This is a genomic window from Vibrio jasicida CAIM 1864 = LMG 25398, assembly GCF_000400365.1.
GTDB lineage: Bacteria > Pseudomonadota > Gammaproteobacteria > Enterobacterales > Vibrionaceae > Vibrio > Vibrio jasicida.
The window spans coordinates 1-20,383 of record NZ_BAOG01000004.1; the positions used below are offsets into that span (position 1 = coordinate 1).

General features: G+C 45.7%; 18 protein-coding genes. 9 read left to right on the forward strand and 9 right to left on the reverse strand.

The genetic code is table 11. The features are described from left to right. Positions 1-144: 144 nt before the first annotated feature. From hemG to VJL_RS01635, 3 genes are read right to left on the reverse strand one after another with little or no spacing between them, the layout of a single operon-like run. Positions 145-672 carry a menaquinone-dependent protoporphyrinogen IX dehydrogenase gene (hemG, locus tag VJL_RS01625; RefSeq protein ID WP_038875125.1) on the reverse strand — a complete coding sequence of 176 codons (528 nt, stop codon included), beginning with the start codon at positions 670-672 and terminating at the stop codon, positions 145-147. A gap of 9 nt (positions 673-681) precedes the next feature. After that, a complete protein-coding gene (locus VJL_RS01630; protein ID WP_038875128.1) occupies positions 682-2,139 on the reverse strand; it encodes a TrkH family potassium uptake protein in 1,458 nt (485 codons plus the stop codon). 46 nt (positions 2,140-2,185) lie between these two features. Next, on the reverse strand, positions 2,186-2,809 hold the full coding sequence (locus VJL_RS01635; RefSeq protein ID WP_038875131.1) for a YigZ family protein: 624 nt from the start codon (positions 2,807-2,809) through the stop codon (positions 2,186-2,188). A gap of 268 nt (positions 2,810-3,077) precedes the next feature. Here VJL_RS01635 and fadB point away from each other — a divergent pair, with 268 nt between their 5' ends. The 3 genes from fadB (at position 3,078) to acuI (ending at position 7,686) form a co-directional block, all read left to right on the forward strand. Continuing rightward, positions 3,078-5,249, forward strand: coding sequence for a fatty acid oxidation complex subunit alpha FadB (gene fadB / locus VJL_RS01640; protein ID WP_038875134.1), 2,172 nt, complete (start codon positions 3,078-3,080; stop codon positions 5,247-5,249). A gap of 14 nt (positions 5,250-5,263) precedes the next feature. After that, positions 5,264-6,439 carry an acetyl-CoA C-acyltransferase FadA gene (fadA, locus tag VJL_RS01645; RefSeq protein ID WP_038875136.1) on the forward strand — a complete coding sequence of 392 codons (1,176 nt, stop codon included), beginning with the start codon at positions 5,264-5,266 and terminating at the stop codon, positions 6,437-6,439. A gap of 266 nt (positions 6,440-6,705) precedes the next feature. Beyond that, positions 6,706-7,686, forward strand: a complete 981-nt coding sequence (acuI, locus tag VJL_RS01650) for an acrylyl-CoA reductase (NADPH) (RefSeq protein WP_038875139.1) — start codon at positions 6,706-6,708, stop codon at positions 7,684-7,686. Positions 7,687-7,759: 73 nt separating this feature from the next. On the opposite strand, the gene VJL_RS01655 is transcribed toward acuI, so the two are convergent. Both VJL_RS01655 and VJL_RS01660 read right to left on the reverse strand, forming a co-directional pair. Beyond that, positions 7,760-8,701 carry a LysR family transcriptional regulator gene (locus VJL_RS01655; RefSeq protein ID WP_038870249.1) on the reverse strand — a complete coding sequence of 314 codons (942 nt, stop codon included), beginning with the start codon at positions 8,699-8,701 and terminating at the stop codon, positions 7,760-7,762. A gap of 168 nt (positions 8,702-8,869) precedes the next feature. Further along, positions 8,870-9,052 (reverse strand): hypothetical protein, encoded by a 183-nt coding sequence (locus tag VJL_RS01660; protein ID WP_005458692.1) that lies wholly within the window; start codon positions 9,050-9,052, stop codon positions 8,870-8,872. A gap of 132 nt (positions 9,053-9,184) precedes the next feature. Here VJL_RS01660 and tusA point away from each other — a divergent pair, with 132 nt between their 5' ends. Beyond that, the gene (gene tusA, locus VJL_RS01665; RefSeq protein WP_005426051.1) at positions 9,185-9,433 is read left to right on the forward strand and encodes a sulfurtransferase TusA; all 249 of its coding nucleotides are present in this window, start codon (positions 9,185-9,187) and stop codon (positions 9,431-9,433) included. Positions 9,434-9,477: 44 nt separating this feature from the next. On the opposite strand, the gene VJL_RS01670 is transcribed toward tusA, so the two are convergent. After that, a complete protein-coding gene (locus VJL_RS01670) occupies positions 9,478-9,738 on the reverse strand; it encodes a hypothetical protein (protein ID WP_038870244.1) in 261 nt (86 codons plus the stop codon). Between the two features lie 159 nt (positions 9,739-9,897). Beyond that, a complete protein-coding gene (locus VJL_RS01675; RefSeq protein ID WP_038870243.1) occupies positions 9,898-10,452 on the reverse strand; it encodes a TMEM165/GDT1 family protein in 555 nt (184 codons plus the stop codon). A 483-nt stretch (positions 10,453-10,935) separates the two neighbouring features. On the opposite strand from VJL_RS01675, the gene glyQ reads away from it, so the two are divergent. The 5 genes from glyQ to VJL_RS01700 all read left to right on the forward strand — a co-directional run bounded on the left by glyQ (position 10,936) and on the right by VJL_RS01700 (position 18,410). Continuing rightward, positions 10,936-11,853, forward strand: a complete 918-nt coding sequence (gene glyQ, locus VJL_RS01680) for a glycine--tRNA ligase subunit alpha (RefSeq protein WP_038870241.1) — start codon at positions 10,936-10,938, stop codon at positions 11,851-11,853. Between the two features lie 13 nt (positions 11,854-11,866). Further along, positions 11,867-13,933, forward strand: coding sequence for a glycine--tRNA ligase subunit beta (glyS, locus tag VJL_RS01685; RefSeq protein ID WP_038870239.1), 2,067 nt, complete (start codon positions 11,867-11,869; stop codon positions 13,931-13,933). A gap of 217 nt (positions 13,934-14,150) precedes the next feature. Then, positions 14,151-16,235: an alpha-amylase gene (locus VJL_RS01690; protein WP_038875144.1), complete on the forward strand. Its 2,085-nt coding sequence runs from the start codon at positions 14,151-14,153 to the stop codon at positions 16,233-16,235. Between the two features lie 117 nt (positions 16,236-16,352). Next, entirely contained in the window at positions 16,353-17,033 is a 681-nt protein-coding gene (locus tag VJL_RS01695; RefSeq protein ID WP_038875147.1) for a response regulator transcription factor, read from the forward strand. Between the two features lie 9 nt (positions 17,034-17,042). Beyond that, positions 17,043-18,410: an ATP-binding protein gene (locus tag VJL_RS01700; protein ID WP_038875149.1), complete on the forward strand. Its 1,368-nt coding sequence runs from the start codon at positions 17,043-17,045 to the stop codon at positions 18,408-18,410. On the opposite strand, the gene VJL_RS01705 is transcribed toward VJL_RS01700, so the two are convergent. After that, positions 18,407-19,042 (reverse strand): OmpA family protein, encoded by a 636-nt coding sequence (locus VJL_RS01705; protein ID WP_038875152.1) that lies wholly within the window; start codon positions 19,040-19,042, stop codon positions 18,407-18,409. The genes VJL_RS01700 and VJL_RS01705 overlap by 4 nt on opposite strands. A gap of 11 nt (positions 19,043-19,053) precedes the next feature. Then, positions 19,054-20,382, reverse strand: coding sequence for a pilus assembly protein TadG-related protein (locus tag VJL_RS01710; protein ID WP_038875154.1), 1,329 nt, complete (start codon positions 20,380-20,382; stop codon positions 19,054-19,056). Position 20,383 lies beyond the last annotated feature (1 nt).

Sequence of the window (20,383 nt, forward strand, 5' to 3'; positions counted from 1 at the left end):
CGTTTCTTTCGAAGCGTTGCCGTGTCAGCGAGGTGGCATTATAGAGATTGCGATCACATTGGCAAGCCCTTTTTCACCTTTTTTTTGACTTTTTTACCGTTCGGATAAATTTGCGTCAAAAGCGGTCAAAAGAGCACGTTATTTCTACAGTTCTTTGAATTTATCTGCGAAAAGAGCCACTTTCTCCCAATTGGTGTATTCCACTTCTTTGGTCGTATCGGTTTCGCCACCCGTCATCGACATAATGAACTTAATCATCGTTTTGTCGAACCAACCATAACGTGGGTAATAAAGAGCACCAGCAAAAACACCGATTAAGGTTGGTTTCCAAGGTGACTTAATTAGGAACTTACGAATGTAAGCGCTGCCTTCTGGCGTATCCTTTCCTTGGTCTTCTTTACGAGCGGTTAGGTTTACGCAGAAGAACGCCACTTTACTTTGTTCAAGTTGATTGAGGTTTCGCTCAATAAACTGGTACAGCTTCTTATTAAGATGACCATAACGAATAGACGCTCCAATCAATACCCTTTCGTATTGGCTAAAATCAATCGTCTCAACATTATGTAAATCCACCAACTCACATTCGAAGTCTGTTAGCTTCTCATCTATATAGCGGAGAATTTTTTTAGTCTGCCCTTCACGGGAGGAATATAGAAATAATGCTTTTGCCACGATTTCCCCTTAGCTACGCCAAAACGTCGGCGTAAGTAGAATAAGTAAGGTAAAGATTTCCAGACGACCAAACAACATGGAAACAATCAGCACCCATTTTGCTTTGTCGTTTACATCGCCAAAGTGAAGCGCAACTTCACCCAAGCCTGGACCTAAGTTGTTCAGCGTTGCAGCAACCGCGGAGAACGCACTTAGCTCATCCATTCCGGTCGCAATCAAACCCAGCATACAGACCACAAACACTAAAGCATAAGCAGAGAAAAAACCCCACACTGCATCTACAACTCTTTGCGGCAGAGCGCTTCCACCGACTTTAATGGTGTAGACCGCGCGAGGATGAACCAAACGCTTAAGTTCACGAGCGCCTTGCAAGGTCAGCAATAAGATACGGATCACTTTCATACCGCCACCAGTAGAACCAGCACACCCTCCTATAAAAGAAGAGAACAGTAACAATACTGGTAAAAACAATGGCCAGTCGGCAAAGCCTGTCGTTGTAAAGCCAGCCGTAGTAGAGATGGAAATAGTCTGGAAAAGCGCTTGGTCGAATGCATCATAGGTTGAATCGTAAGAATGGTGGTTCAACAATAATAAGAAACACACCAAGAACAGAACGACTTGGATGAAGATGAAAGCGCGGAACTCTGGATCTTTCCAATAGTATTTAGGATGCACGCCGCCAGACGCAAACGCGGCGAAGTGCAAAGAATAGTTACATGCCGAGATTAACAAGAAGACAACAGTAATCATGTTAATCGCATAGCTATCGAAATAGCCCATGCTGGCATCGTGCGTAGAGAAACCACCGATGGCAATAGTTGAGAAGCTATGGCTAATCGCATCAAATGGCGTCATACCGGCCAACCAAAATGCCACGGCACATGCGATCGTCAGACTTAAATAGATATACCATAGCGCTTTAGCCGTTTCGGCAATACGCGGCGTCATCTTAGTATCTTTGACTGGCCCTGGGATTTCTGCACGATAAAGCTGCATACCACCGATACCAAGCACTGGTAGGATTGCAACGGCTAATACGATGATCCCCATACCTCCAAACCACTGTAGAAGCTGGCGGTAAAACAAGATTGCTTTGGGTAATTCATCAAGTCCAACGATAACTGTCGCACCAGTGGTCGTTAAAGCAGAGAAGGATTCAAAAAAGGCGTCAGTCACAGATATATTTGGGTTGTCTGAGATAAGAAAAGGGATCGAGCCTGCGCTGCCTAGTACTGTCCAGAAAAGAACAACAATAAGAAAGCCATCACGTGCTTTTAACTCGTGTTTATACCTGCGGTTTGGGAACCAACATATCCCACCACACAATAGAAGTACGAAGAAAGTCGTGACAAAAGGTACACCCGCACCATCTCGATAGATGAGTGCGACCAATGCTGGCGCGAGCATTGTGACACTAAAAAGCGCGAGCAATAGCCCGACGATTCGAATAATTGAACGAAATTGCATGGATTAATTGACTAGCGAAGCTGTCCCTGTGGCTTCCTATATTTCATTATTGTCCGTCTATAGGGGTGACAATTGCCTTTGCACCGCTTTTGTTGATGATAGTTTGGGTAAAGGCGCTCACTTCACGTAGCTCAATTTCCAACACTAATACCACCTGATCGCTGTACTCAGCTTCAACTTCAACCGCACCAAACTGGGGCATGATCGACTGTGCGATAGGCATAAAACCATAGTCTAACTCTAGACGGAGTTTTGTGGTTATTTTTTTCTCAATTGTTTGAAGCAGCTTGAGCGCTTGTTGCACACCGCCACCATAAGCTTTCACCAAACCACCCGTGCCTAACTTAATGCCACCAGAATATCGAGTAACAACAGCTGTGAGTTCTCCTACACCAGAACCAGACAATTGAGCTAGGATCGGTTTTCCGGCTGTCCCCGATGGTTCTCCGTCATCGCTAAACCCCCACTTCATCGAATCTTCTGGTCGACCCGCAACAAATCCCCAGCAGTTATGCCTTGCATCAGAGTGCTTGGTTTTGATCTGCTCTACGAACGCCTTTGCAGCCTCTATGTTCGGCGTATGAGCCAAATAGGTAATAAAGACGCTCTTTTTGATTTCTTCTTCAAATTGAGCAGGCGCGGCAGGGATAAGATAAGGCAGGTCATTCATAGGATTAGGTCACTTTTCTCTTTGTCCAAAGTCTATCACGAGAGGTAATTGTGAGTCGCATAAGATCTGCCTTAGCGCACAATGTTAAACACTTGTTTAAAAAATGTATTGAAATTAACCAATCCGAAGTCCAAACTAACTTCACTGGTCTAACCAGAACTATAAATAAAACGACTTTCCTCTATATCTATTTGTTGCCTTACAGGCGCTCAGCCCGCATCAAATCGGTATACAGACAATCCAAGATTGTATGTCATGGAGATAGACAATGATTTACCAAGCCGAAACCCTACAGGTAAAGGAAGTACAAGATGGCATTGCAGAGCTTAGCTTCTGCTCTCCAAAATCCGTTAACAAGCTCGATCTAGCAACACTAGAGTCACTCGACAAAGCCCTTGATGCACTAAAAGCACACCAAGGACTGAAGGGCTTGATGCTCACCTCAGATAAAGACGCGTTCATTGTTGGCGCGGATATCACCGAATTCTTAGGTCTTTTTGCCAAGACAGACGCTGAGCTCGATCAGTGGCTGCAATTTGCCAACAGCATCTTCAACAAGCTGGAAGACTTGCCGGTCCCGACTATCTCGGTACTAAAAGGTCACACGTTAGGTGGCGGTTGTGAGTGTGTGCTTACCACTGACATACGAATTGGTGACAAGACCACCAGCATCGGTCTACCAGAGACAAACTTAGGCATCATGCCGGGCTTTGGTGGTTGTGTGCGTCTGCCACGTGTTATTGGCGCCGACAGCGCAATGGAAGTGATCACGCAAGGTAAAGCATGTCGTGCGGATGAAGCATTGAAGATTGGTCTTCTGGATGCGGTTGTCGATAGCGACGCACTTTACGAGTCAGCACTTAAGACACTGACATCGGCAATCAACGAAAAACTAGACTGGCAAGCTCGTCGCAAGCAAAAAACATCGCCTCTAACGCTAAGTAAACTTGAATCAATGATGAGCTTTACCATGGCGAAGGGTCTAGTGGCTCAGAAAGCCGGTCCTCATTACCCAGCTCCAATGACAGCCGTTATCACTATTGAAGAAGGCGCTCGCTTTGCTCGTAATGAAGCACTCGACATTGAACGTAAGCACTTCGTAAAACTGGCTAAATCTGAAGAAGCAAAATCCCTGGTTGGTTTGTTCCTTAACGACCAATACATTAAAGGACTTGCGAAAAAATCAGCTAAGTCAGCAAGTAAAGACACGCAACGTGCGGCTGTGCTTGGTGCAGGTATTATGGGCGGCGGCATCGCCTACCAATCTGCATTAAAAGGCGTACCGGTGTTAATGAAAGACATCGCGCAACCTTCGCTCGACTTAGGCATGACTGAAGCATCTAAGCTGTTGAATAAACGCTTATCTCGTGGTCGCATTGATGGCTTTAAGATGGCTGGAATTTTAGCGTCTATCACACCAAGCTTACATTACGCAGGCATCGAAGAATCAGACGTGATTGTTGAAGCTGTAGTAGAAAACCCGAAAGTAAAAGCAGCAGTGCTGAGTGAAGTCGAATCGCATTTAGGTGACGACACGGTTATCACCTCAAACACCTCGACGATTCCTATCAACCTATTGGCAAAATCGCTGAAACGCCCAGAAAACTTCTGTGGCATGCACTTCTTCAACCCAGTGCATCGTATGCCTCTCGTCGAGATCATCCGTGGTGAACATACGTCTGATGAAACCATCAATCGTGTTGTAGCCTACGCAGCGAAAATGGGCAAATCACCAATTGTCGTCAATGACTGCCCTGGGTTCTTTGTAAACCGCGTATTGTTCCCATACTTTGGCGGCTTCAGCATGCTACTTCGTGATGGTGCTGACTTTACGAAAATCGACAAAATCATGGAGCGTAAGTTTGGCTGGCCGATGGGACCTGCATACTTGCTCGATGTTGTTGGTATTGATACCGCCCACCACGCACAAGCTGTGATGGCGCAAGGCTTCCCTGAGCGCATGGGCAAACAAGGTCGTGACGCGATCGATGCACTGTTCGAAGCAGATAAATACGGCCAGAAAAATGGCAGTGGCTTCTACAGCTACACCATTGATAGAAAAGGTAAGCCGAAGAAAACCTTCTCTGAAGAAATCTTGCCGGTACTCGCTGACGTTTGTGCCGATAAGCAGGGCTTTGACGAGCAGACCATCATTCAACGCATGATGATTCCAATGATCAACGAAGTGGTACTGTGTCTACAAGAAGGCATCATTGCCACTCCACAAGAAGCGGATATGGCACTGGTTTACGGTCTTGGCTTCCCTCCATTCCGCGGTGGCGTATTCCGCTACCTAGATAGCGTAGGTATTGCTGAGTTTGTTTCAATGGCAAAACAATACTCAGAGCTAGGTGCAATGTACCAAGTACCACAGATGCTGATTGATATGGCGGCGAAAGGTGAAAGCTTTTACGGTGCACAACAGCAAGGTTCTATCTAAGGAGGGATTTTAAAATGACTAATCAAACAAGAAATGTTGTCGTAGTCGATTGTCTACGTACTCCAATGGGTCGCTCTAAAGGTGGTGCCTTCCGTCATACGCGAGCAGAAGATCTATCCGCACACCTAATGAAGGGTATTCTTGCGCGTAACCCACAGGTGAACCCAAGTGAGATTGAAGATATCTACTGGGGCTGTGTACAACAAACCCTAGAACAAGGCTTTAACGTTGCACGTAATGCGGCGCTACTTGCTGGTCTGCCAATTGAGATTGGCGCCGTGACGGTGAACCGCTTGTGTGGTTCATCAATGCAAGCGCTTCACGACGGTACACGTGCCATCATGACGGGCGATGCTGAAATCTGTCTAATTGGTGGTGTTGAGCACATGGGACACGTACCAATGAACCACGGCGTGGACTTCCACCCTGGTATGTCAAAGACAGTTGCAAAAGCAGCAGGCATGATGGGATTAACCGCTGAAATGCTTGGTAAGCTACATGGCATTAGCCGTGAGCAACAAGACGAGTTTGCCGCGCGTTCTCATGCTCGTGCACATGCAGCAACCGTAGAGGGTCGTTTTAAAAACGAAATCCTACCGATTGAAGGCCACGCAGCAGACGGCACGCTATTCACTCTAGATCACGATGAAGTGATTCGCCCTGAAACATCTGTTGAAGGCCTATCTCAACTTCGTCCAGTATTCGACCCTGCTAACGGCACAGTAACAGCTGGTACATCATCGGCGCTGTCTGATGGTGCATCAGCGATGTTGATCATGAGCGAAGAGAAAGCCAATGAGCTTGGTTTGAAGATTCGTGCACGCATCAAAGGCATGGCCATTGCGGGCTGCGACCCTTCTATCATGGGTTATGGTCCTGTACCAGCGACACAGAAAGCACTTAAGCGCGCAGGTCTATCAATTGAAGACATGGGTGTGGTTGAGCTAAACGAAGCATTTGCAGCGCAATCTCTACCATGTGCTAAAGACTTGGGTCTGCTTGATGTTATGGATGAGAAGGTCAACCTTAACGGTGGTGCGATTGCATTGGGTCACCCACTTGGTTGTTCTGGCTCACGTATCTCGACGACGTTGATCAACTTAATGGAAGCGAAAGACGCAAAATACGGCCTAGCAACCATGTGTATCGGTTTAGGTCAGGGGATTGCAACGGTATTTGAACGACCATAGTTTGTTTAAGAAACGCTAGGTTGTAGTGATCAATCCAACAATCACGAGCAAATGAACCAATACTGAAAATTTTTAGCATTACACTTAAGGGCGGCATCTGATGTCGCCCTTTGTTTTACGCCAAACATTGCTTACATGCACAAAAGGCATACATTAAATGCTCAAGTTTCATTTTATTCATAGACAAAGAAGACATACACTTAGCAGCAGTTGATATCTTGCTGCATGTGACCCAGAGTCACGATACCGCACAATCGGAGAACCTTATGTTTAATGCTCTAGTTCTAAATCAAGAAGACAAACGTACTATCGCTAGCATCGAGCAAATCGATGAAACACAACTGCCTGAAGGCGACGTTCTGATTGACGTTGATTACTCATCGTTGAACTACAAAGACGGTCTTGCAATTACAGGTAAAGGTAAAATCATCCGTAACTTCCCGATGGTGCCGGGTATTGACCTAGCAGGTACAGTAGTAAGCTCAGAAGACGACCGCTACCAAGCAGGCGACAAAGTTGTTCTTACTGGTTGGGGTGTAGGTGAAAACCACTGGGGCGGTATGTCTCAACGTGCTCGCCTAAAAGCGGATTGGCTAGTACCACTACCAAAAGGTCTAGACAGCAAGAAAGCAATGATGGTTGGTACTGCTGGTTTCACTGGAATGCTATGTGTTCAAGCACTGCTTGATGCAGGCATCAAACCTGAAAACGGCGAAATCCTAGTAACTGGTGCAAGTGGCGGTGTAGGCTCAGTAGCAGTAACGCTTCTAGCACAGCTTGGCTACAAAGTTGCTGCAGTGACAGGTCGCGTAGAGAAAAACGGCCCACTACTAGAAAAGTTAGGTGCTAGCCGCATCATCGACCGCGTTGAATTTGAAGAGCCAGCACGTCCGCTTGAAAAACAAGTATGGGCAGGTGCGGTTGATACCGTAGGCAGCAAAGTACTAGCAAAAGTATTGGCGCAAATGGATTACAACAGTGCAGTTGCAGCTTGTGGTCTTGCAGGTGGCTTCGATCTACCTACTACAGTAATGCCGTTCATCCTGCGTAACGTTCGTCTACAAGGTGTGGATTCTGTTTCATGCCCATTTGAAAAACGTACTGCAGCATGGGAAAAATTGGTTGAGCTACTACCAGACAGCTACTTCGATCAAGCTTGTACTGAGGTAGAACTAGCTGAAGCACCAAAATACGCTGAAGACATCACAAACGGTCAAGTAACTGGTCGCGTGGTTATCAAGCTATAAGCGTTAACCCTTCGATAGAATAAATGAAGCCGGGTCATTGCCCGGCTTTTTGCTATTTCGATTATCGGAAAAATTAGTCTAATCCCATATCTTCAATTCGCTTAGCAATAAGACGACTACATTCTTCACGAACCACTGCACGCAACCATTCTTGAGCGGGAGAGTGTTCGCAACGTGCGTGCCAAATCATCGAATATTCAAACGGCGTGAATTGGAATGGTAATGGCTTCACTACTAAGTCATAGCGATCAGCAACCAAGTACGCTAAATCGGCAGGAACCGTAATAATAATGGGTAAAGTATCAATGATCGCCAGTGCGGCCTCTAAATGGTAGGCACGAAGCACCATTTTACGTTTTGGCTTTTCCATCAAGGCTTGTTCAATCAGCGCCTTTACCCCATCACTGATAGCAATCATTGCATGCGGGTAACTTAAGTAATCGTCTAAGCTCATCTCTTCATTCGCCAAAGGGTGTTGCTTAGAAAGCATACACAACACACCCACTCGACCAAGTACTTCACTTCGCAAAGGCTCTACTGGGCCAGTTGGACGACAAATCGCTAAGTCCGCGCCTTCATAAGTTAACTGATCAGACAAACGGTCGTGCTGCATCGGCAAAAAGTTAAATGAAACATTCGGCGCTTCTTGATAGATACGTGGTAATGCGAAAGGCAGAATGGTCTGCATCGCATAATCCGTCGTGGCAATATTAAAAGTTTGATCACAGCTACGCGGGTCAAATTCTCGTGGAGACAGTAATTGGCGCAGTGATTCCAAAGGCTCTCCCAAAGAGCGATCGATTTCCAACGCCTTTTGCGTCGGTATTAAGTGCTGGCCTTGCCGTGTAAATAACGGATCGTCAAGCAAATCACGCAATCGACCGAGTACGCGGCTCATAGCTGATTGGCTTAAATTGAGACGCGTTGCTGCCTTGCTAACACTGCTTTCTTCGATCAACACACGTAATGCGACCAATAAATTCAGATCTCGACGATAGATGTCTTCTAATTCCACGATTTGCCACTTAACATGTAGGGGGTTTAGGTAAATTGTACTCTTCAGGCAAAAAAAATCCCGCCTTTCAGCGGGGAAGCCCAAGAAAAATGGGGATAGTGTCGGAATGAAGTGTCGTTAAACTTGGTGAGCGTATATATCAATAGGTTTCGATTACAGCAAGAAGTGCTAATTTTCTTGCTCTGATGCACCTGACCATTTGTGCATCTCAATCCAAATCCCGATAATCGTTGCACTCATGCCTGCAAGAGGCATCAATGAGGTTTCAGCTGGCGTTCTAAGCACTAATGCACAAAACGAGATGAAGCATAAAACCGAATAGATAGTCAGTCTGTCTAACGCTGTTAACATCGTCTCTCCTTGCCAGTTGTTACCGAATTGTTAATTTAAAGTAAATCAAAAAATTCAGTTTGCCAAGTGGTTATTGAATATTTTTTCAACGAAAGTAAAATTCACCGCTCAGTTAGTTACGAGAATCACATTATGAGTTTTAATCCTGAACTGGCGACAAAAACCTTAGAGGCGGAAGGATTACGCTGCCCAGAGCCAGTGATGATGGTCAGGAAGACAATTCGAAACATGCAAGATGGTGAAGTATTGCTAGTGAAAGCAGACGACCCATCAACAACTCGAGATATCCCGAGCTTCTGCCGATTCATGGATCACCAGTTGATAGCGGCACAAACGGAACAGCTTCCATACCAGTACCTGATTAAGAAAGGTTTGGAATAATCTCAGCAAGATCAAAAACGGCAGCCAAAAGGCTGCCGTTTGTTTTATTCATCGTATTCTAAAGTGCGAACTTCTGATTGTAGCTTATTCAATTGTTGCTTCATCGCACGCATTTCTTCATGCATAGGAATAATGTGAGCTACTCGAATCCACGCTTCCACCGTCAAACCAGTGAGAATGAAGGACCCTGCCACAATTGGCAACCACATATCAGTCAGCACCATAGCTAACAAGCACAGCGCTAAACCAAAGGTGAATAAATAACTCTGACTCTTTGGGGTCATACCCATGTAACGTGTAAGCATAAACTTGCCCTCTCGCTATCATTCACACCATTAAATTACCATGACAAGTATGACACTAATATGTCATCCGTCACGGTCCTGAATGATTTTGAGCCAGAGTTTGAACTTGTGCATTACTCGACTAGTTATTGATAATTCACACCATTTACGGACAAGAAATCAGAATAACGCGGCACCAATAGCCAAAGCAACAAATAGGAATGCAGTTACTTTACGAATGGCTCCAAGAGGCATCTTGTCGGCGGATAATTTACCAATCAAAACAACAGGCACATTGGCCAATAACATACCGATCGTCGTACCCAGAATTACCCAACTCAATGCATCGGCGTACTGCGCGCCTAAAATAGAAGTGGCAATCTGAGTTTTATCGCCAATCTCAGCAACAAAGAAAGCAATAAAGCTGGCAATAAAAGGACCGCGATTGGATATCTGCTCATCATCATCCAATTTATCTGGGATCAACACCCAAGCCGCCATGGCGACAAAACTGACCACCAGCACCCATTTGAGAACCCCAGGCGAAAGATAATCGGCCACCACCACACCCAACCATGCAGCCAAAGCGTGGTTGGCAATGGTTGCCAAAAAGATTGCCGCAATAATAGGGACCGGTTTTCGGTAACGACTGGCAAGTAATAGAGATAGCAATTGGGTCTTATCGCCAATTTCTGCTAACGCTACAGTAGTAATTGAAATAGCTAAAACGCTCACGACATGCTCATTGGGGCGGGATTATTATATTTAACCTAAGACAAATCTCACGCCCCACCCCGGTTAGTGATGATTTGTCTAAGGTCTTGCTAAACTCATCGGGTTGATGAGTCTCGAGCGCCATGGTGATTTTGCACCAATTATGTTGACGAACGAACCAGATGAAACAGACATTTCATCGGGTAAGCTACTCCCCAAAGACAGGCGCAATTCTAGCCATGTTTCCCCATCACCTCAAGAGTGAAAGACAGCGAAAACTCCCTTTTAGGAAAAATTCAGCAGATAACGCGGTAAAAATCCATTAAAGGAGAAAATTGCCCACGAATTAATCAAGATTAGCTCTACTCCCATGCTCAATATCTGGGTATACTTGATTGTTAATTTATTCAACCGTAATTACTTTGAATCGCCATTGTTGAGGCAAGAAAACCCAACAAAAGAGACGAATTCACGAGTAATAAGAGAATCGCGCGAACCTGACTTATGCAAAAATACGATATCAAAACCTTCCAGGGAATGATCCTCGCGCTGCAGGATTATTGGGCTCAGAATGGTTGTACCATTGTTCAACCACTAGATATGGAAGTTGGTGCGGGTACCTCTCACCCAATGACCTGTCTACGAGCACTTGGCCCAGAGCCAATGTCTACAGCTTACGTACAACCTTCACGTCGTCCTACTGATGGCCGTTATGGTGAAAACCCTAACCGTCTTCAGCACTACTACCAATTCCAAGTAGCGCTAAAACCATCACCAGACAATATCCAAGAGTTGTACCTAGGTTCTCTAGAGGTTCTTGGTGTCGACCCACTTGTTCACGACATCCGTTTCGTAGAAGACAACTGGGAAAACCCAACACTAGGCGCTTGGGGTCTAGGCTGGGAAGTTTGGCTAAACGGCATGGAAGTAACTCAGTTTACTTACTTCCAGCAAGTTGGCGGCCTTGAGTGTAAGCCAGTAACTGGTGAGATCACTTACGGTATCGAACGTCTAGCAATGTACATCCAAGAAGTAGACTCTGTTTACGATCTAGTTTGGAACATCGCACCGGACGGCAACGCCGTGACTTACGGTGATATCTTCCACCAAAACGAAGTAGAGCAATCAACTTACAACTTCGAGCACGCAGACGTTGAATTCCTATTTGGTTTCTTCGAACAGTGTGAGAAAGAGTGTAAAGAGCTGCTTGAGCTTGAAAAGCCACTGCCACTACCTGCTTACGAGCGCATTCTAAAAGCGGGTCACGCATTCAACCTACTAGACGCACGTAAAGCGATCTCAGTAACTGAACGCCAACGTTACATCCTACGCATCCGCAACCTGACGAAAGCAGTTGCAGAAGCATACTACGCATCGCGTGAAGCTCTTGGCTTCCCAATGTGTAAGAAAGAACAAGCGTAAGGGGTAGAGTAACATGGCAAAAGAATTTCTAATCGAGCTAGGTACAGAAGAGCTACCACCAACGCAACTTCGCACTCTAGCTGAAGCATTCGCAGCAAACTTCGAAGCAGAACTAAAAGGCGCTGAGCTTGCTCACGAAGGCGTGAAATGGTTCGCGGCACCTCGTCGTCTTGCACTAAAAGTAGCAGCACTAGCAGACAGCCAGTCTGACAAAGTTGTTGAAAAACGTGGCCCTGCGGTTTCTGCAGCGTTTGACGCGGAAGGCAACCCAACAAAAGCAGCTCAAGGCTGGGCACGCGGCTGTGGCATCACGGTTGACCAAGCGGATCGCATGGTTACAGACAAAGGTGAATGGCTACTGTTCAAACAAGAAGTGGAAGGTCAGCCAACATCTGAGATCGTAGTTGAACTTGCAGCGAAAGCACTAGCAAACCTACCTATCGCAAAACCAATGCGCTGGGGTAACAAAACGACTCAATTTATCCGTCCAGTGAAGACGCTAACCATGCTAATGGGCAGCGACCTAATCGAAGGCGAGATCCTTGGTGTCGCTTCTGACCGCACTATCCGTGGTCACCGCTTCATGGGTGAGCAAGAGTTCACTATCGATTCTGCTGAGCAATACCCTGCGATCCTAGAAGAGCGCGGTAAAGTAATGGCAGATTACGAAGCGCGTAAAGCAATCATCCTAGCTGACGCACAAAAAGCGGCAGCAGCGGTTGGTGGTATCGCCGATCTAGAAGATGACCTAGTAGAAGAAGTAACGTCTCTGGTTGAATGGCCAGTAGTACTAACAGCGAAGTTCGAAGAAGAGTTCCTAAAAGTGCCTTCTGAAGCGTTGGTTTACACCATGAAAGGTGACCAAAAATACTTCCCTGTTTACGATGAGGACAAGAAGCTACTTCCTAACTTTATCTTCGTATCGAACATCGAGTCTAAAGAGCCTCGTCACGTTATCGAAGGTAACGAGAAAGTAGTTCGCCCTCGCCTTGCTGACGCAGAGTTCTTCTTCAACACAGACCGTAAGCGTCCGCTGATCGACCGTCTTCCTGAGCTAGACCAAGCTATCTTCCAGAAGCAGCTTGGTACTATCAAAGACAAAACAGACCGCATCACTGAACTTGCTGGCTACATTGCTGAGCAAATCGGTGCTGACGTTGAGAAATCAAAGCGTGCTGGTCTACTAGCAAAATGTGACCTAATGACCTCAATGGTATTCGAATTCACGGATACTCAAGGTGTTATGGGTATGCACTATGCTCGCCACGACGGTGAAGCAGAAGAAGTTGCAGTAGCACTGAACGAGCAATACATGCCTCGTTTCGCAGGTGATGAACTGCCATCAAACGGTGTTTCAACTGCAGTTGCAATGGCAGACAAGCTAGACACTATCGTAGGTATCTTCGGTATTGGTCAAGCACCTAAAGGTTCTGATCCATTCGCACTACGCCGCGCATCTTTAGGTGTACTACGTATCATCGTTGAATACGGCTACAACCTAGATCTTGTTGACCTAGTAGCGAAAGCGAAGTCACTGTTTGGCGACCGTCTAACCAACAACAACGTTGAACAAGACGTTATCGAATTCATGCTTGGTCGTTTCCGTGCTTGGTACCAAGACGAAGGCTTCAGCGTAGACATCATTCAAGCAGTTCTAGCGCGTCGCCCGACGAAACCAGCAGACTTCGACCAACGTGTTAAAGCGGTTTCTCACTTCCGTGAACTAGAAGCGGCAGAGTCTCTAGCAGCAGCGAACAAGCGTGTAGGTAACATCCTAGCGAAATTCGACGGCGAACTAGCAGCAGACATCGACCTAGCACTTCTACAAGAAGACGCAGAGAAAGCACTAGCAGAAAGCGTTGAAGTAATGACGGAAGCGCTAGAGCCAGCATTTGCTACAGGTAACTACCAAGAAGCCCTAAGCAAGCTAGCTGACCTACGTGAACCAGTTGACGCGTTCTTTGATAACGTAATGGTAATGGCAGACGACGAAGCACTTAAGAAGAACCGTCTGACACTACTGAACAACCTGCGTAACCTGTTCCTACAGATCGCAGACATTTCTTTGCTTCAAAAGTAATTCATTACTCTTCGAAGTGATTAAAAAATAAGTAAAAGGGAAGCAGGTGCTTCCCTTTTTTGTTGCCTTCAAACTGATGAAGGTGACGCTTATTATTCATTTTGTGAACAAGACTAAAATTTGTAGGGTGAGACGCGTCTAACTTGTTGGTGTAGAGCTCGGATTGTAGAGGCACAGTTTTGCTATAACTGGACTGTTTATTCGGGGGAAGGACACAATGAAAAAAACAATTCTCGCACTCTCTATCGGTCTACTGAGCGCCTGCAACCAGATTCCAGAAAATGCCATCGTATTAAGCGTTGGTGATGATACCGCTGTTTTTGAGGAAAACTCACAAGGCTTACTTGTCGTCGAGCAAAAACTCGAAAAAGGCAGTTATACCTTTACCATTGCTGACAGCAAGCAAAGCTGTGGCAGTAGCTTTGCTCTAGCAGAAGAAGATCGCATCAAATTCAATCGTCCATTAAAAATGGATAACTGCGCCACTGATGCACAAATGCCGCTGCGCATCTTCAAAGTCAATACCTATCAATTTACACTCAATCCAACCACCAACGAGCTGACGGTAAAAATCAAACCAAAGCAGAGTCAGGACATCACCTACTCTTGCCCTGTCGCAACTGACGCGCCAAAAACCATCAATGTTGCTCAAACCTTTAATGATGGCACTGTCGTTCGTGATGCCTTAACCGGACAAGAAACCACAGTCGCCAATGGCAGCGTCACCATGCAACCGGGTCCTATGAGCCAAGGTCTATTGCTGCTAGAAGAAGTTGAACAGCAAGCCGATAAACCGTTCAGTTGGGATAACGCAACGGTGTACTTCGTCATGACTGACCGCTTCTACAATGGCAACCCAGACAACGACAACAGCTACGGTCGCAGCAAAGACGGAAAATATGAGATTGGTACCTTCCACGGTGGTGACTTAGCGGGTCTAACGAAAAAACTCGATTACATCGAATCACTTGGTGTGAATGCTATCTGGATAACTTCACCACTAGAACAAATCCACGGTTGGGTTGGCGGCGGCGATAAAGGCGACTTCAAGCACTACGGCTACCACGGCTACTACCATCAAGATTGGACCAAACTTGATGCCAACATGGGTACCGAAGATGAACTCAGAACCTTCGTCGATACCGCCCACAAGAAAGGCATCCGCGTGATTTGGGATGTAGTCATGAACCACACAGGCTACGCGACATTAGCAGACATGCAGGAATTCGGATTTGGTCAGCTTTACCTTGATGACCAAGAAGCCAAAGAAGTCCTTGGTGAAAAATGGACCGACTGGCAGCCAAAATCAGGACAAAGCTGGCATAGCTTCAACGACTACATCAAATACGGTGATAGCGAAGCGTGGGATAAATGGTGGGGCAAAGATTGGATCCGCACCGACATTGGCGACTACGATGCTCCGGGCTACAACGACATCACCATGTCTTTGAACTACCTACCGGATCTAAAAACCGAATCGACTCAGAAAACCGGATTACCAAACTTCTTCCGCAATAAAGACACCAATGCGCAAGATGAGTTGCAAACCCCGCGTGAACATCTGATTACGTGGTTATCCGATTGGGTGCGCGACTACGGCATTGATGGCTTCCGCGTCGACACTGCCAAACACGTTGAAATGGAAGCGTGGGCAGAGTTGAAAGCCAGCACCACTCAGGCGCTTGCCCAGTGGAAGCAAAACAACCCAGATAAAGCCTTGGATGATCTACCTTTCTGGATGACGGGTGAAGTATGGGCACACAGCGTAGTGAAGAGCCCGTATTTCGACAACGGCTTCGATTCCATCATCAACTTCGAGTTCCAATCTGATGTGGCACCAAAAGCGCTGAAGTGTTTCGCTCAACTTGATAATGATTACCGCCGCTATGCAGAGCGCATCAATACCGATCCTGAGTTCAACGTGTTGAGCTACCTGTCTTCACACGATACACAGCTGTTTTGGTCAGCGCGCAGCCGCAGCTTTGATGACCAAGCACGTGCAGCAAATGCTCTGATGCTGACTCCAGGCGCAGTACAGATCTATTACGGTGATGAGATAGCTCGTGATTTTGGCATTACTGGTTCAGACGCCCACCAAGGCACACGCTCAGATATGCCATGGGATAAGATTCATGGCGAGCGAGAAGATCTACTGCAACATTGGCAAAAGCTAGGCGAATTCCGTAAACGTCACCCGGCGGTTGCTCAAGGTAAGCACATTACTCGCAACCAAGAAGGTTACTACGCGTTCGAACGCCAATACCAAGACGACAAGGTGCTGATTGTTTACACCGGTGAGTAACTTGCTCAGCAACAAGAATATGGTGAATTAACAAGGTTTAAAGGGAAGCATGGCTTCCCTTTTTTTTGTTGAATGCTAAGGTTAATCCAGTTATGAAATCCATTGATTAGGTTGTTCATGTTAGTCGTACTGGTCGAAGACAACGAAATTCTCAATCATCATTTAGCCTCGCAGCTCAAAGATCGTGGCAATACAGTGTATGCCGATAAAACCGCATCCGCTTGCCTGCAAACCATTCAAAAACACCCCAATGCGGATGCCATGATCATTGACCTTGGCTTACCTGATTTTGATGGTATCACCTTAATAAAGCAGATCCGCCGCAAAGAGATTAATGTACCGATCTTAATATTGACCGCTCGTGGCGATTGGCAAGATAAAGTAGAAGGGCTGAACTCTGGTGCTGATGACTACCTCACCAAACCGTTTCAGTTTGAAGAATTAATGGCTCGCTTAGAAGCACTTGTCCGTCGTTATCAAGGCTTCTCCACCAGCACCATCAATGCAGGTGAGGTAACGTTAGATACTCAGGCAAAAAGCATAAGCTACGCAGACAACGTCCTAGATCTCACCGCGTTGGAATATCAAATCTTTGAGTATCTAATCCGTCACCGCCAAAAAGTCATATCCAAAGAGCAGATTGCTGACTCACTCTACGACGCCGGAGAAAGCGTACAACTGAACAATATCGAAGTGATCATCTCGCGCCTGCGTAAAAAACTTGCTGCACACACTGAAGAAAAAATCATTAGTACCATTCGCGGCCAGGGTTATCGCTTTGAGCTAGAGGCTAGGTAGAGACGCTTAATGTTAACAACAAGATTTCGCAGACAAGTTGTCATAGCATCGATTGTTTTGACGGTAGCGGTAGGCTCACTACTTGGGCTAATGGGTTATCAATACCAAAAAAACCGACTACTAATTCAGTATGCGGTTGAACTAACTAATGATTTACCTTCATTCCTTGCTGAAATATGGAGCTCAAACCTTCTCCCTCCATTCGAACAATGGCAAGACAGCTACGCAAATAGCTCCGATAAATTCTCCATGGTGATCTGCGACAAGAAAAATAATGAGCTCTGGCGCTCTATTTCTCCAAGCGCTTTTCATTCCTTATCTGAACTCGATGGAGTAAAACTCAACGACCTATGTCGTAGCGATGCGCTTTCACAGAAAATTGGCTCAATAAAAATGATAGCGCTTAACTCAGGTTCACATGTACTACTTCACACTATTGGCTTATTTGAACAAGACAAAATCCCTGGTGGGCGCTTAATTTCCATAAAAAAAATGGATCAGAGCATTAAGCCCATTAAGCAACTTAAGTGGAGAATCGTAAAGTTTGCCCTTTTAGGGACTCTGATAACATTAATTATTGTGTATTTACTATTTACCGTTGGTTTCAAACCATTGAATACACTGAAAACTGAACTATCAGAGATTAAAGCTGGTAAACGAACGAGATTAAACGATCAGTACCCAGAAGATCTGCAAAGTATTACTAGAGCGTTTAATGAACTTATGTTCCAGCAACAAGAGAACGAGCAGCGCTATCGCCGCGCATTAAACGATCTCGCACATAGCTTGAAAACACGAGTCGCTGTATCCCAAGCACTGTTAGATGATATTGAAGAAGGAAAAATTCACGATATAAACCAACAGTTATTAGAAATGGATGATGTGATTCAAGGTCAACTTAAGCGTGCATCATTGGGTGTGAAAGGGATTATAGAGAATACCACTCCAATCAAACCTATCCTCAACAGCCTACTGCTGATGTTTGATAAAGTCCACATGGATAAGGGTATTCGCGTCGAACAGTTTATCAATAATGATCAGACTCTGCCGATGAGTAAAGCGGATGTGATGGAAGTGTTTGGCAACGTCTTGGAGAACGCGTACCGCTATGCCAATAAGCGTATCGATGTGTTCATCAACAATACCGAAGAAGGCATTATCATTACCTTTAACAACGATGGTCCGGCCGTGGATGAGTCGATAAGCGACACTTTATTTAAACGCGGTGTTCGTGCTGATGAGCAAAACCCAGGAACAGGATTAGGTTTGGCGTTGTGTGATGAGATTGTACACAGCTACAAAGGTGCTATTTGGTTTGAAACACCAAGCGACCCATCCATGGGTGCAAGCTTAAAGATACTATTACCTTACCGTTAGCCTTGCGTTGGCAAGCTAATATCAACACGGCGATTTAACTCGCGCCCGTGAGTATTTGCATTACTGCTCACTGGGTGCGTTTCGCCATCAGAGCGTGAAGTGGACACCACTTCATCATACCCTTCAAGGTATTGACCCACAGCGTTCGCACGCTTTAAGCCAAGCGTTAGGTTATACCCATTACTCCCCTTCGCATCTGTATTACCAACCACCAACAATGAAGATTGAGGTCGCTGTTTCAGTTGCTGATTCAACTGAGTGAGAATGAACTTCGATTGAGCATTCAAACTCGCTTTATCAAACTCAAACAGCACTCGGGCAGCAAGTTCTCCCTGTTTTTGCTCTGTTAGTTGTGCTCGACTCAATAAATAAGTCGCACAAGATTTATCAATACCAGCCTGTTCCAACTGAGACAGTAGCATGGGCTCAAGAGCACTCTGTTCACCATTAACGGTAATTTGCATAAACGGACCTTGATGGTATTTCACTTCCGTTTGATGCCCAAAAGACACCGATTCTTGATACTGACTCTGCCCTTGCTGGCAATAGTAATACAGCGCTTGATTAGTGTTATCTTGTGCAAATGATGGCACAGATAAGCTCACGGCTAATGCCAGAATTAACTTGTTCATTGTATTGCTCTCTACAAGGTTAGGTGACCGACTTCTTCGGTGATCAGCGATAAGATTTGATTCAATATGTCGTCGGTATTTTGTGCTTTGTAGACGTTGTCCGCCCCAACACAATTACGTAAGCCCACATTGGCATTCAATTCATAATCAAAACCAATCACCGACATACTGGCACTCATCTGTTCGCCCTCTGGTGTTTTCATGCCTTGGCTCACGCCATTAATGACCTCTATCGAATCACTGGCTCCATCTGCCGTCACTTTTCCACCATTAATCATATTGAGGATGTTCGAACACATACCGCGATCCACGAGTTCTTCGGTTTGCCCTGCATAGTGATTAAAATCTTCACCATCGGACAAAATAATGATCAACTGCTTGGGGTTCTTTGCTAGTTGAGTGACGATTTGTCCTGCTCGAATAATGCCTTGCAGCGAGGCCGTACCACCGGAGGCTTTAAAGCTATTCACCTGACGAGTAAAGCTATTAAAGTCCGTGGTATAGAAAATGTCATAGAACTCCGCTAAATCATCTTCATTTGGGATACGCTTCGCTGCTCCCTTAACCACAAATTGGTTGTTAATGGTCTTTTGCGGGTAAAACGTATCGTCTTTGTCCCAACCATCTGCGTCATACTTAGTGATGCGTTGATCGCGAATAATCAGCTTATTGTTATTGCCTGTATTGATAGTGCGGCGGTTGAATCCCGTGATAGCAACTCGATGTGGATGCTCAACGTTTAAGACATTGTATTGCTCTAATTCATCGGTTACTTTTTCGATGATGTCTTTCAGATCTTCGATTTTGGTTTTCTTACCACCACTCCAGGTTTCATTCATCGAGCCAGAAAAATCGACGATAAAGGTAATATCGACAGGCTGACCTTGATAACGTCGTGCTTTCGAGCTTCCAGTAACATCGAATGTTTCACCAAAACCAACAATCACACCCTGCCCAGGAAACCAAGATTCGTGACGAGTTCGCCCCGCAACACGATACTCAAAATAACGCGCTTGCCCCTTTGATAACCCAGCTTGGCAATCCGGCATCTCATCACAAGACAAACGCTGCACGTTTAGGTTCTCAATACCTTCAACGTCATACACATAGTGCTCAATGTAGTTCTGCGCCAACGTGTGATTTTCTGAATCTTCTGCAGAAACCGCCAGCACCGCTGCTTCTGCCGCCTCTTCTAAACGGGCTTTAGTCTGTAATGCCCTCGCTCCATCGGATCCCAACATGAAGACACCAAAAAGGATGGGAATGATCATGGCGAATAACATGCCGACATGACCGCTTTGTTTTTTCAAACTAGGGTGTCTTTGAATACTATGTGGCATT